The organism is Micromonospora endolithica (assembly GCF_003626595.1).
GTDB lineage: Bacteria > Actinomycetota > Actinomycetes > Mycobacteriales > Micromonosporaceae > Micromonospora > Micromonospora endolithica.
This window is the reverse complement of sequence record NZ_RBAK01000001.1, coordinates 985,080-998,327: the sequence shown is the minus strand read 5'-3', so window position 1 is coordinate 998,327 and position 13,248 is coordinate 985,080. Positions and strand designations below refer to the sequence as shown.

The 13,248-nt window shown below is 72.2% G+C and carries 11 protein-coding genes; 4 read left to right on the top strand and 7 right to left on the bottom strand.

Translation table 11 applies throughout. The features are described 5' to 3' along the window. Positions 1-51 precede the first annotated feature (51 nt). Together D7223_RS04490 and D7223_RS04485 are read left to right on the top strand one after the other, a co-directional pair. A complete protein-coding gene (locus D7223_RS04490) occupies positions 52-387 on the top strand; it encodes a hypothetical protein (protein WP_120725034.1) in 336 nt (111 codons plus the stop codon). A gap of 36 nt (positions 388-423) precedes the next feature. Beyond that, positions 424-1,350: an NADP-dependent oxidoreductase gene (locus D7223_RS04485; protein WP_120725764.1), complete on the top strand. Its 927-nt coding sequence runs from the start codon at positions 424-426 to the stop codon at positions 1,348-1,350. A gap of 12 nt (positions 1,351-1,362) precedes the next feature. On the opposite strand, the gene D7223_RS04480 is transcribed toward D7223_RS04485, so the two are convergent. Continuing rightward, complete coding sequence (locus tag D7223_RS04480; protein ID WP_120725032.1) at positions 1,363-2,010, bottom strand: hypothetical protein; 648 nt, start codon at positions 2,008-2,010, stop codon at positions 1,363-1,365. A gap of 226 nt (positions 2,011-2,236) precedes the next feature. Here D7223_RS04480 and D7223_RS04475 point away from each other — a divergent pair, with 226 nt between their 5' ends. After that, positions 2,237-2,911 (top strand): copper resistance CopC family protein, encoded by a 675-nt coding sequence (locus D7223_RS04475; protein WP_120725030.1) that lies wholly within the window; start codon positions 2,237-2,239, stop codon positions 2,909-2,911. A 39-nt stretch (positions 2,912-2,950) separates the two neighbouring features. Here D7223_RS04475 and gltX read toward each other — a convergent pair whose 3' ends face one another. The 3 genes from gltX to D7223_RS04460 all read right to left on the bottom strand — a co-directional run bounded on the left by gltX (position 2,951) and on the right by D7223_RS04460 (position 7,086). Next, positions 2,951-4,360, bottom strand: a complete 1,410-nt coding sequence (gene gltX, locus D7223_RS04470) for a glutamate--tRNA ligase (RefSeq protein WP_120725028.1) — start codon at positions 4,358-4,360, stop codon at positions 2,951-2,953. Positions 4,361-4,486: 126 nt separating this feature from the next. Then, a complete protein-coding gene (locus tag D7223_RS04465) occupies positions 4,487-5,758 on the bottom strand; it encodes an MFS transporter (RefSeq protein WP_120725026.1) in 1,272 nt (423 codons plus the stop codon). Further along, the gene (locus D7223_RS04460) at positions 5,755-7,086 is read right to left on the bottom strand and encodes a GH1 family beta-glucosidase (protein WP_120725024.1); all 1,332 of its coding nucleotides are present in this window, start codon (positions 7,084-7,086) and stop codon (positions 5,755-5,757) included. Before D7223_RS04460 ends, D7223_RS04465 begins: the two co-directional genes overlap by 4 nt. 187 nt (positions 7,087-7,273) lie before the next feature. Between D7223_RS04460 and D7223_RS04455 the strand changes: the two genes are divergently transcribed. Then, entirely contained in the window at positions 7,274-7,720 is a 447-nt protein-coding gene (locus tag D7223_RS04455; RefSeq protein ID WP_120725022.1) for an SRPBCC family protein, read from the top strand. Between the two features lie 141 nt (positions 7,721-7,861). Here the strand turns inward: D7223_RS04455 and D7223_RS04450 are convergent, their stop codons facing one another. The 3 genes from D7223_RS04450 to aceE form a co-directional block, all read right to left on the bottom strand. Beyond that, positions 7,862-8,812, bottom strand: coding sequence for a hypothetical protein (locus tag D7223_RS04450; protein WP_120725020.1), 951 nt, complete (start codon positions 8,810-8,812; stop codon positions 7,862-7,864). Then, positions 8,809-10,098: a choice-of-anchor B family protein gene (locus D7223_RS04445; protein WP_120725018.1), complete on the bottom strand. Its 1,290-nt coding sequence runs from the start codon at positions 10,096-10,098 to the stop codon at positions 8,809-8,811. The genes D7223_RS04450 and D7223_RS04445 overlap by 4 nt, the downstream gene beginning before the upstream one ends. 268 nt (positions 10,099-10,366) lie before the next feature. Then, on the bottom strand, positions 10,367-13,111 hold the full coding sequence (gene aceE, locus D7223_RS04440; RefSeq protein ID WP_120725015.1) for a pyruvate dehydrogenase (acetyl-transferring), homodimeric type: 2,745 nt from the start codon (positions 13,109-13,111) through the stop codon (positions 10,367-10,369). Between the last annotated feature and the right edge of the window lie 137 nt (positions 13,112-13,248).

Here is a 13,248-nt window from a genome sequence, read left to right as displayed (position 1 = left end):
GGGCACTGCGGGGCGATTCCCGAGGGCACGGCGAGCGTGAGGAGAGCGGGGATGGCGCACGGGGAGGCCGAGCACGGCTGCGCCCAGGGCGAGCCCTGCCGGCCGGGCCATCACGACCAGCCGGCGGGCGCGAAGCACCAGCGACGGCTGAGCGGCGGCGGTCCGGCCGAGCCGGCCGGTGGTCGGGTCCCCGAGCGCACGGACGACGACTGCCCGGTGCCCCGGCCCCGGGCCGGCGATCCGACCGTGCCCGCCGAACCGGCCGCCGACCTGCCCACGAGCTGCCTGAGCGGGTTGCCCGGCTGGGCCGGGGCGCACCGGCACGGACCGGTCCGTCCCCGCCACCGCGCCGCCCGCCGGGAACGGCCGCCACGCCGCTGGTGCTGACCCTGCCGGGCCCGGCCGGCCGCTAGCGTGGTCGGTGTGAAGGCGATCGCGATCGACGAGTACGGCCCGCCCGACCTGCTCAAGCTCCGGGAGCTGCCGGATCCGCCGGTCGGTCCGGACACGGTCCTGGTGCGGGTCCGCGCCGCCGGCGTGAACCCGGTCGACTGCAAGGTCCGCCAGGGGCTGCTCGCCGACGCCTTCCCGACCCACTTCCCGCTGGTGCCGGGCTGGGACGTGGCCGGCGTGGTGGCCGCCGCCGGCCCCGCGGTGACCGGGTTCGCGGTCGGCGACGAGGTCGTCGGCTACTGCCGGCGGGACGACATCCAGCACGGCACGTACGCCGAGCTCGTCCCCGCGCCGGAGCGCGCGCTGGCCGACAAGCCGGTCCAGGCGTCCTGGACCGAGGCCGCCGCCCTGCCGCTGGCCGGTCTCACCGCGTACCAGGCACTGCAACTGGCCCGGACCGGTGCCGGCGACACGGTGCTGGTGCACGGCGCGGCCGGCGGTGTCGGTCACCTCGCCGTCCAGATCGCCCGGGCACTCGGTGCCGACCGGGTGATCGGCACCGCGAGCCCGGCCAACCACGACCACGTACGGTCGCTGGGCGCGGAGCCCGTCGCGTACGGCGCGGGCCTGGTCGACCGGGTCCGCGCGCTCTCGCCCGACGGGGTGGACGTGGCGCTGGACCTGTTCGGGGGCGAGGACATCGACGCGTCGGCGGAACTGCTCGCCCGCCCGGCCCGGCTGATCTCGACGGCCGACCCGGAGCACGTGGCCCGGGTCGGCGGCAGCTACCTGTTCGTCAAGCCGTCGACCGCGGACCTCGGCGTCCTCGCCGGGTTGGTCGACGCCGGCCGGCTGGCCGTCCAGGTACGACGTTCGTTCCCGCTGGCCGAGGCCGCCGACGCGCACCGCCTGGTCGAGGCGGGACACGTCCGGGGCAAGGTCGTCCTGGAGGTCTGAGCGTCGCGGGGATCAGCGGGTGCGGCGGCGGATCAGCAGCGCGATCCCGGCGAGCCCGACAGTGATCGACAGCATCACCGCGACGTTGAGCAGCAACAGGCGTTGCAGCTCGCCGAGGGCCTCGTCGATGCCCTTCGCCGGGTTCAGCGAGTCCTCCGGGATGACCCGTTCGCCGCCGCCCACGCCTCCGCTGACCGTGTCGAGCTGCTTCTCCAGCGGCACACCGGCGTTACGCAGCGTCTCGGACATGCTCAGCCGCCCGAGGAACCATCCGGCGGTGGTCTTGCGGGCGTCCGGCTGCTTGGCCGGCCGGAAGACCCGTGGCCCGCCGGCCGCCCTCGGGTAGAGGTCGTAGGTCTGCTTCGCCTTGTCGCCGGCGAACACCACGATGGTGTACTTCGGACCGAGGTCGTCCGCCTTCGGGCCGGCGGCCCGGCCGGTGCGCCCGAGGAAGTTCACCTGGTCGATCACCGCGGCCACGTGCGCCGCGTGGGCGTCCGCTGTGAGCCGTAGCGGCTCGGTGAGCCCCACCCCGGTGATCTCCACCCCGGGCGGCGGCTTGGGCGCCGCCCGTGCCGGGTCGGGCAGGCCCAGCGGGAGCAGAACCGCCGCCAGAACACCCACCAGCACCCCTGCCAGCCGCCTCATCCGTCCGACCATCGCCGCCTCCTCGCCCCGTTCGATGGATGGCTTCGCTGCAGGTCACGTGTGGTCGGTCGCGGAGCGGCGACCGGACCCGCAGGTCGGGTGTCCACCATCAAGACTCCGCAGAACGTCGATCGGTTGCAGCTCGTGGAACAGTTATTGGAACTATCTGTGATCCGGGCCAGACTAATGAGCAGCAGCCGTTGATCAGCGGGCGGATCGTACCTTTACGGAGGGGTTCATGGGGGGCAGGGTCCCACGTTTCGTACGGATCTGGCCAGTCGTGTTCGGCGTGGCGCTCGGTGTGTCGTTGCTGCCGGCGACACCGGCGGCCGCGCACAACTCGCTCACCGGCAGCGACCCGCGAAACGGTGCGCGGTTGGCGGCGGCGCCGGCCCGGATCGAACTCCGCTTCCTGGCCAAGCTCGACGCGGCCACGACGAAGGTCACGGTGACCGGCCCGGATAACGTCGCGGCGGCGGGCGGCGCGCCCACGTTCTCCGGCAGCAGGGTGTCGGTGCCCTTCCGGCCGGGAGCGGCGGGCCTCTACATCGTCGGCTACCGGGTGGCGTCCAGCGACGGCCACCCGATCGACGGGGAGATCCGCTTCACCCTGACCACCGGCACCCCGGCCGAGTCGGTCGCACCGCCGACCGGGGCGGCCAGCGCCGCCCCGGGTGCGCCGTCCTCGGCGGAGGCGTCACCGGGTGGGTCCGCGCCGGCCGTACCGTCGCCGGTCGGGACCTCGGCCACCGGCGGCGCGCCGGCCGGAAGCCCGACGGCGGTCGTACCCGCCGCGCGGGAGAGCGCGGACTCCGACGGACGCGGCTGGCTCTGGGCGCTGGGCGCCGTGCTGGCCCTGGCCGCCGCGACGGCCGCCACCCTCATCCTGCGCCGCCGCCACCCCCGCCCCTGACAGGGCCGACCGCCCATCGACGCGGCGTGCGGGTGACGGTCAGAACAGGCGGAGGCGGGCGGCGCGGAGGCGGGTGAGGGTGCGGTCGCGGCCCAGCACTTCGAGGGACTCGAACAGCGGCAGGCCGACCGTGCGACCGGTCACCGCGACCCGTACCGGGGCCTGCGCCTTGCCCAGCTTGAGACCACGCTCGGCACCGACCGCCTCCAGCGTCGACTTCAGCGACTCGGCGTCCCATGACTCCAGCGCCTCGTATCCGGAGATCGCGGCGTCGAGCAGCTCGCCCGCGCCCTCCTTCATCGCCTTCGCCCAGGCCGCCTCGTCGATCAGTGGGCTGTCGAGGAAGAGGAAGTCGACGTTCGGCACGATCTCGCTGAGCACCGCGATCCGGGTCTGCGCCAGCGGGGCGACCGCCGCGAACGCGTCCGCGTCGAACTCCTCCGGCTGCCACGGCGGCGGCGCGATGGTGTCGGTGCCGGTCAGCCACGGTCGGCAGGCGTCGACGAAGTCGGCCACCGGCAGCGCCCGGATGTACTCGCCGTTGAACGCGCGCAGCTTCCGCTCGTCGAAGAACGCGGGGGAGGGGTTGACCTCCTCCAGCCGGAACTCCTCCTCGATGACCGACCAGGGCACGATCTCCCGGTCGTTGGACGGCGCCCAGCCCAGCAGCATCAGGTAGTTGCGCATCGCGTCGGCGAGGTAGCCCTCGTCCCGGTAGGCCTCCAGGGCCACCTTGTCGCGGCGCTTGGACAGCTTCTGCCGCTTCTCGTTGACCACCACCGGGACGTGCGCCCAGACCGGCGGCTTCACCCCGAGGGCGTCCCAGAGCAGCTGCTGCTTGGGAGTGTTGGGCAGGTGCTCCTCGGCCCGGATCACGTGGGTGATCCCCATCGTCATGTCGTCCACGACGTTGGCCAGCAGGAACACCGGGGATCCGTCGCCGCGGGCGATGACGAAGTCCTCGATCAGCTTGTTCTCGAACGTGGGCTCGCCGCGGATCAGGTCCACTACCACGGTCTCGCCCTGGTCCGGCGTACGGAAGCGCAGTGCCCGTCCCTCGCCCGGCTCCAGGCCCCGGTCCCGGCAGAAGCCGTCGTAGCCCCGCTGCTGCGGACCGGTGCGGGCCTGCACCGCCTCCCGGGTGCAGTCGCAGTAGTACGCCCGGCCACCCTCGTACAGGCGTCGCGCGGCGGCCCGGTGCTCGCCCGCGTACGACGACTGGAAGTAGGGGCCCTCGTAGGTGTCCCGGGCGATGCCGATCCACTCCAGCGCGGACAGGATGCCCTCGGTCCACTCCGGCTTGTTGCGGGCCGCGTCGGTGTCCTCGATGCGGAGCACGAACACCCCGCCCTGCTGCTTGGCGTAGATCCAGTTCTGCAGGGCCGAGCGGGCACCGCCGACGTGGAACATACCGGTCGGGGAGGGGGCGAAGCGCACACGTACCGTCACGTCCCCCAGCCTACGGCCGCACGCGAGCCGATAAGGAAGGGCCCCTTGTTATCGCCTGGCGTTGTACAAGGGTCCCTTCCTAACGCCGGGACCGGCGCGACGGCGAGCGCCGCCCCGAGGACGCCGTCACGGAACGGAGCGGATGTTGAGCACCAGGACGCTGCCGAGCACGGTGACCGCGGCGGTGACCGCGTACAGGGTGGGGTAGCCGCCCAGGTGGACCACGATCGGCGCGGAGATCGCCGGGCCGAGCACCTGCGGCGCCGAGTTCGCGATGTTGATCACGCCGAGGTCCTTGGCCCGGTCGGCGGCCCGGGGCAGCACCTGCGTGATCAGCGCCGCGTCGACCGACAGGTAGACCCCGTACCCGGCGCCGAGCAGCAGCGCGGCGGCCATCGCGACCGGCCAGACCGGCGCGACGGCGAGCAGCAGCGCGGCCACCGCGATGACCCCGCCGGCGGTGATCACGAAGACCTTCCGCCGCCCGGAGCGGTCGGACAGCCGCCCGGCCACCACGGCGGTCGCGGCCAGCCCGGCGGTGTAGAGCAGGATCAGGACGAGCAGCCCGCCCTCCGGGTCGGCCACCTTCACCTCGTCGGTGAGGAAGTAGAGCAGGTAGAGGGTGCCCAGGGCGTTGCCGAGCTGCACCAGGAAGCGGGTGATCCAGGCCCAGCCGAAGTCGGGGTACCGGCGCGGCGACACCCACATCGAGCTCAGCACGGCGCGCAGCGGCGGGCGGTGCGTCCGGGGCAGCGGGTCGTCGGTGGTGGCCAGAGTGAACGGCAGCGCGAGCAGCAGGACCACCGCCGCCATCGCGACGTACCCGGCGGCGGTGCCGGTGACCAGCGCGGTCACCAGCACCACGCCGAGCACCAGGCCGACCGCCTGGGGGATGCCCACCCAGCCGGACACCCCGCCGCGCTGGGCGACCGGGACCCGGTCCGGCACGGCGGCGGTCAGGCTGGCCAGCATCGCGTTGAAGCAGACCTGCGCGGCGACCCAGCCCAGCGCCACCCCGAGCACGGTCCGCTGCTGGGACAGCAGCACCAGGGCGAGCGCGCCGAGGACCGCGCCACCGGCGGTCCACACGTGCCGGCGGCCGAACTCGCGGCCGGCGATCCGCAGGCAGGTCCGGTCGGACAGCGCGCCGGCCAGCGGGTTGGCCAGCACCGCGGCCAGCGCGCCGAGGCCGGTGACCACGGCGAGCATGGTCTCCTTGTCGTCCGGCGCGATCGCCTCCAGCTGCTGCGGCAGCAGCACCTGGATCGGGGTGAAGAACGCCATCCAGACGCCGAGGTTGGCGGTGACCAGCAGCGCGATCCAGCGCCGTCCGACGGCGGCGGTGGGTTCGGCGAGGGCCGCCGGCAGCGACGCCGGCGTCGGGTCGACGGTGGTCACCGCGCGCGGATCAGGTCGCGGAGCCAGGTGTACGACGACTTGGGCGTACGGAGCTGGGTGTCGAAGTCGACGTGCACCAGCCCGAACCGCTTGGTGAACCCCTCGGCCCACTCCCAGTTGTCCAGCAGCGACCAGACGAAGTACCCGGTCACGTCCACCCCGTCGTCGATCGCGGCCCGCACCGCGCGCAGGTGCCCGTCGAGGTAGGCGATCCGGTCCGGGTCGTGCACCCGCCCCTCGGCGTCCGGCGCGTCGTCGTACGCGCAGCCGCTCTCGGTGACCTGGATCGGCGGCAGGTCGGCGCCGTACGTGCGGTGCAGCCAGCCGAGCAGCTCGCGCAGCCCGTCCGGGGCGACCGGCCAGTCGAAGGCGGTCCGCGGGTAGCCCTCCAGCGGCACCAGCTCGAACGGCAGCGGCGAGCCGTCCTCGGGTGCGCGTACGCCGGTGGGGTTGTAGTAGTTGACCCCCAGCACGTCCAGCGGCGCGGCGATGACGTCGAGGTCTGCGGCGCGCACGACACCGGTGTCGACGGCGGCGGAGTCCGGGTAGCCCCGGCCGAGCAGCGGGTCGGTGAAGAGCCGGTTGTGCAGCGCCTCGTACGCGGTCCCGGCGGCCCGGTCGGCGTCGGTGTCGCCGAGCACCCGCACCGGCGAGTAGTTGTTGGCGATGGCCACCGGGCTGGCGGTGCGGGCACGCAGCGCGGCGACGGCGAGGCCGTGCCCGAGCAGCTGGTGGTGGGCGACCGGGAAGGCGTCGAACAGCAGCATCTTCCCCGGGGCGTGTACGCCCATGCCGTGCCCGAGGCTCATGTGGATGAACGGCTCGTTGAGGGTGATCCAGAGCTTCACCCGGTCGCCGAGCCGGGCTGCGGTCGCGTCGGCGTACTCCGCGAAGCGGTGCGCGGTGTCCCGGTCTAGCCAGCCGCCGGCGTCTTCGAGGGGCTGCGGCAGGTCCCAGTGGAAGAGGGTGGCCACCGGGTCGACGCCGTGCGCCAGCAGGTCGTCCACCAGCCGGTCGTAGAAGTCCAGCCCGGCCGGGTTGACCGCGCCCGTGCCGGTGGGTACGACCCGGGGCCAGGCGATGGAGAACCGGTACGCCGAGACGCCCAGCCCGGCCAGCAGCGCCACGTCCTCGGCGTGCCGGTGGTAGTGGTCGCAGGCCACGTCGCCGGTGCTGCCGTCGACGATCCGTCCGGGGGAGTGGGCGAAGGTGTCCCAGATGGACGGTCCGCGCCCGTCGGCGTCGGCCGCCCCCTCGATCTGGTACGCGGAGGTCGACACGCCCCAGCGGAACCCGTCCGGGAAGCGGGGCAGCGGTCCGGTCGGCATGAGCCCTCCCGTCGATACGTGAGATGTGCTCGGACTCTAGGACGCGCTCCGGCGAAACGCCATAGGCACTGCCGGGGTGCCGATGCAACCAGTTTCGGCGTGTCTTTTCCGAACCCGTCCAAGTAAGTCCGATTTGACGCATAGAGTGCCGATATCGTGGGATGTCCTCACCGGAGGAAAGACGGAAATGATCCTCGTGGAACGTAGTGCGCACGTGATGGCGCCGGTGGAAGTGGTCTGGGACGTCGTGCAGCGGGCCGAGCAGCTGCCGGCCTGGCTGGCGGGCGTCCGCGCGGCCGAGGTGCTCTCGGGGGAGGGCTTCGGACGGCGGCAACTCGTCCAGGCCGGGCGCGGTTCCGCGCACGAGGCCGAGGTGATCGCCTTCCAGGAGCCGACCCTGATCGGCTGGCGGGAGCGCGCCAAGGGCGCCGGTGCCCGGGCGGAGGCGCGCACCGAGATCTACGTCCAGCTCACCTCCGACGAGGAGGAGGGCGGGACGATCGTGCGGCTCATCGTCGTCCGCTGGCCGGCCGGTCCGGTCAAGGCCGCCCTGCTCCGCCTCGGTCTGCGTCGGGTCGGCGCCGATCTGGAGGACTCGCTCGCCCGGCTGACCGACCTGGCCGCCGTCGGCTGAGCCGGGTCCCGTCCTGGCGTCACCCGCGCGACGGGTGGTGGCCCGGTGGTCCCCGCCAGGGACTCCCCGGGCCGCCCCCGGCCGTCCGACCCGCGCCGGTACGCGCGGACCCGCCGGTACGCACCGACCAGCGGTCGGCGTTCACACGGTCACGGTGAAGGCGGCCACGTGCACCCGGTCGAGGTGCCGGAACTCGAAGAACAGCCGGTAGGTGCCCGCCGAGGGCACTGTCACGCCGAACGCCACCACCGAACTGGGTCGGCTCGCGGCCGCCGGGTGGACGTGCAGGTACGCCAGGTCGCCCTGGCGCAGCGCCACCAGGTGCCCGTACGCGCCCAGGTGCGGTTGCAGGTCGTGCACCGGCTGGCCGTCGCGGCCGAGCCAGACGAGCACCTGGTTGGACTCGCCCGCGCGCAGACCACCGTCGAGCGTGACCGTGTACCCGTCGACGAGGACGGTCTCCTCCGGCAGGTCGAGTGGTCGTGCGGCGTACCGGCCGGGGACCGGCACGTCCACGCCCAGGGTGACTCCCGCCGGGGCGCCCCGCGGCCAGAAGTCGGCGATGACCCGCAGTGGCCCGGGCGCGGCCGGGGTGACCTGGACCCGCCAGGTGCCGTCGGCTGCCATCTCCGGGTGCACGTGTTGGTAGCCGGCCAGATCCCGGCCGACGAGCACCAGGTGCATCAGCCGCTCGTGGTTCTCCTGGAAGGTGGTCAGCGCGGCACCGGTCGAGTCGACGATCCGGAACACCAACTCGCCCGGCCGTCCGACGACCAGGCTCGCGGTGTCCAGGGCGAGGGTCCAGCCGTCCCGGGACACCTCCAACCCGCCCGGGCCGTGGCCGAGGTGCGCGGCGCTGCCCGGTACCGCCGCGCGGACCGGACCGGCCGACCGGCCGCCGACCCGGCCGGCCGCGAAGCCGACCGCCAGGACCAGGCCGAGGACCAGGGCGGCGGCGGCCCAGCGGTAGGCCCGGCCGGTGGGTGGGACCGGCGGCGGGGCACCGGCCACGTCGTCGGGGTGGGGACGCCCCGTGCGGGACGCCCCCTCGACGCTGTCGGTCGACACCCGGTGGTCGCTGGTCGCGGTCACGACAACCGGGGCTGGAGTACGAAGAGTCCCTGCTCGATGCCGCTGACCACCACGATCCCGCTCGGGAAGTACGGGTACGTGCTCCAGGCCCCGTTCATCGAGGCGCTGTTGCTCGACGGGTACACGTCGAAGTAGCCGGCCTCGGTGGCCTGGCCGCCGGCCACGTTGCGCACGTCCAGGATGCGCAGACCGGCCCGGTAGTTGGCCTGGTAGCTGTAGTTGCCCTTGACGTACTGGTTGTGGTCGGTGGCCTTCACGCCGGAGGGCGCGCTGTAGGTGCCGATGTGCCGGGGCGCGTCCAGGTCGGTCAGGTCCCAGATGTACGTCTGGGTGTTCACTCCGCGCCGGGACTCGTCCAGCTCGTCGTCGAGCAGGAAGTACCGCTGGTTCTCGGTGAACCACCCCTGGTGGGTGTACGCCCGTCCGGTGTAACCGATGCGCGACAGCTGTCGGGGCGACGACTTGCTGGTCACGTCGACGACGGTGACCGTGTCCTCGTTGGAGCTGACGCAGATCTCCCGGCCGGTGTACGCCGTGTCCGGTCCCTGGTAGACCACGCACTGGGTGTCGTGCGTGTAGCCGTCGTTGCTGACGCAGCCGGCGTAGACCGGCGACCTGGGGGTGCGGATGTCGATCATGTGAAGTCCGCCGCTGCACGTGTTCGTGCCCACCGCGTACGCGTAGCCGGTCTGCTCGTTGATGGCGATGTTGTGGGAGTTGCCGAACCGGTTGTAGTGCACGTTCGCCGTCCACGTCTGCGGCGAGGTGACGCCACGCAGCCGGGTCAGGTCGAACACCTGCATGCCGTGGCCGGACACGTCGGCCACCACGTAGGCGTGGTTCCGGTAGACCTTGATGTCCCGCCAGACGGCGCTGCGGTTCTGGTAGGCCGGCAGGTTGCCCAGGTAGACCGGTGCGGTCGGGTTGGACACGTCGACGAAGGAGGTGCCGTTGCGGCGACCGACCAGCGCGTACTCCTTGCCGGTGGTGCTGTCGGTCCAGCCCCAGATGTCGTTGGCCTGACTGCCGCCCATGTTGGCCAGCGGCAGGAACGACATCAGGTCGACGTTGCGACACGGGTATCCGGCGGCCTGACCGTTGGTGCAGGTGGCGGCGGCTGCGGCGGCCAACCGCTGGGTGGGTTCGCGCTGGGCCATGAACTCCTGCGCCGAGGCCCGCCCGGCGGGTGTGTCGGGCGCGTGCGCCACCGAGGGTGCGACCGACCCGAGCATGGTGACGGCCAGTGTGCCGGCTGCCAGGGCGGTGACGATCCGGACAACTCGCATAGCGGCTCCCTTACCGTCGCGCCGGCCCGGCGTCGGCGTCCCGATCGGTCGGTGGACGGGCGCGACAGAGGGTCCACCGGTCCGGTCCGGATTACAGCGCACCGCGCCGAACCCTGAACGCATCGATCCCTGTCGAACAGTGTGCGGCTCGGTCCGGGCCGGCGACAAGGCGTGGTCGCAATACCGGACGTGTCATATCTCCGCCCGGTGCGACGACGAGGGCCCGGCGCGGTGTCACCGCGCCGGGCCCTGCTGCCGTGCGTACGCCCTAGCTGTCGCCGCCGGTCTCGCCGACCGGGGCCGCGTTGACGTCGTCGATCGCGTACTTCTTGGCCGCCTCGGCCGGGACGTCGGCCGGCACCGTGCCGCGCAGGGCGAGCTGCCGCAGCGTCGCCACCACGATCGACTCGGCGTCGACGTGGAAGTGCCGGCGCAGCGCGTGCCGGGTGTCGGACATGCCGAACCCGTCCGTGCCGAGCGACGTCCAGTCGCCGGGCACCCAGCGGGAGATCAGGTCCGGTACCGCGCGCATCCAGTCGCTGACCGCGACCTTGGGCCCGTCGGCGTCGGCCAGCTTCTGCTGGACGTACGGGATCCGCTGCTCACCGCCCGGGTGGAGCAGGTTGTGCTCCTCGCACTCCACCGCGTCGCGGCGCAGCTCGGTCCAGGAGGTCACCGACCAGACGTCGGCGGCCACCCCCCAGTCCTGCGCGAGCAGCTGCTGCGCCTTGAGCGCCCACTGCATGCCGGTGCCGGAGGCCAGCACGTTGGCCCGCGGGGCGTCGCCGCCGACCTGCGGCGCCGGGGAGTACCGGTGGATGCCCTTGACGATGCCCTCGACGTCCACCCCCTCCGGCTCGGCCGGCTGGAGGATCGGCTCGTTGTAGACGGTCAGGTAGTAGAAGACGTTCTCCTGCGCGTCGCCGTACATGCGGTGCAGGCCGCTCTCCATGATGTGCGCGATCTCGAAGGAGAACGCCGGGTCGTACGCGACCACCGCCGGGTTGGTGGCGGCGAGCAGCAGCGAGTGGCCGTCCTCGTGCTGGAGGCCCTCACCGTTGAGCGTGGTCCGGCCGGCGGTGGCGCCGAGCAGGAAGCCCCGGGCCATCTGGTCGGCCGCCGCCCAGAGCCCGTCGGCGGTGCGCTGGAACCCGAACATCGAGTAGAAGATGTACATCGGGATCATCGGCTCGTCGTGTGTGGCGTACGCCGAACCGGCCGCGGTGAACGAGGCGACCGAGCCGGCCTCGTTGATCCCCTCGTGCAGGATCTGCCCGGTGGTGGACTCCTTGTAAGAAAGGAACAGCTCCCGGTCGACCGAGGTGTAGCGCTGGCCGTGCGGCGAGTAGATCTTCGCGGTCGGGAAGATCGAGTCGAGGCCGAAGGTGCGGGCCTCGTCCGGGATGATCGGCACCCAGCGCTTGCCGAACTCCTTGTCCTTCATGATGTCCTTGAGCAGGCGGACGAAGGCCATCGTGGTGGCCACCTTCTGCTTGCCCGAGCCGCGCTTGACGTCGGCGAACCGCTCCGGACCGGGGATGGCCAGCCGCTTGGTGCTGGTCCGCCGGGACGGCAGGTAGCCGCCGAGTTGCTGGCGCCGCTCCTTCAGGTACGCGATCTCGTCGGAGGACTCACCCGGGCTGTAGTAAGGCGGCAGGTAGGGGTTCTCCTCCAGCGCCTTGTCCGGGATGTCCAGGTAGAGCCGGTCGCGGAAGGTCTTCAGGTCCTCCAGCGTGAGCTTCTTCATCTGGTGGGTGGCGTTGCGACCCTCGAAGTGCGAGCCGAGCGTCCAGCCCTTGATGGTCTTGGCCAGGATGACCGTCGGCTGGCCGGTGTGCTCGGTGGCCGCCTTGTAGGCCGCGTACAGCTTGCGGTAGTCGTGGCCACCCCGCTTGAGGTTCCAGATCTCGTCGTCGCTGAGGTCCTCGACCATCTTGCGGGTCCGCTGGTCGCGGCCGAAGAAGTGCTCCCGGACGTACGCCCCGGACTCTGCCTTGTAGGTCTGGTAGTCGCCGTCGGGCGTGGTGTTCATCAGGTTCACCAGCGCGCCGTCGGTGTCCGCGGCGAGCAGCGGGTCCCACTCCCGGCCCCAGACGACCTTGATGACGTTCCAGCCGGCGCCCCGGAAGAACGCCTCCAGTTCCTGCATGACCTTGCCGTTGCCGCGGACCGGACCGTCCAGCCGCTGGAGGTTGCAGTTGATCACGAAGGTGAGGTTGTCCAGCTCCTCGCGGGCGGCCACCCCGATCGCGCCCAGCGTCTCCGGCTCGTCCATCTCGCCGTCGCCCAGGTAGGCCCAGACGTGCTGGTCGGAGGTGTCCTTGATGCCGCGGTGGTGCAGGTAGCGGTTGAACCGCGCCTGGTAGATGGCGTTCAGGCCACCGAGACCCATGGAGACGGTGGGGAACTCCCAGAAGTCCGGCATCAGCCGCGGGTGCGGGTACGACGGCAGCCCGCCGCCGGGGTGCGACAGCTCCTGCCGGAACCCGTCGAGCTGGTCGGAGCTGAGCCGTCCCTCCAGGAACGCCCGCGCGTACATGCCGGGGGAGGCGTGGCCCTGGTAGAAGATCTGGTCCCCGCCACCCGGGTGGTTCTTGCCCCGGAAGAAGTGGTTGAAGCCCACCTCGTAGAGCGAGGCCGAGCTGGCGAAGGTGGAGATGTGCCCGCCGACGCCGATCTCCGGCCGCTGCGCGCGGTGCACCAGCATCGCCGCGTTCCACCGGACGTACGCCCGGATCCGTCGCTCGACGTGCTCGTCGCCCGGGAACCACGGCTCACGCTCGGGCGGGATGGTGTTGATGTAGTCCGTGGTGGTCAGGGACGGCACCCCGACCTGGCGCTCGCGGGCCCGCTCGAGCAGGCGCAGCATGACGTAGCGGGCGCGCTTGGTCCCGCGGTCGTCGATGACCCCGTCGAGCGACTCGACCCATTCGCTGGTTTCTTCGGGGTCGATGTCCGGAAGCTGGCTCGGCAGGCCGGCGGTGATGACCGGGCGCTTGCGTTCCGTAGCCACAGGCGGTCCCTCGGTTGTGTGTGGGATAGGTCTCTAGCGCCATCCTGCCTCGTGCCGGTACCCGTCGTCACGTCCACCGCCGGTAGAGGCGACGCTCGACACAGGTACCCGTCGGTAACTTTCCGCTGATCTCCGGC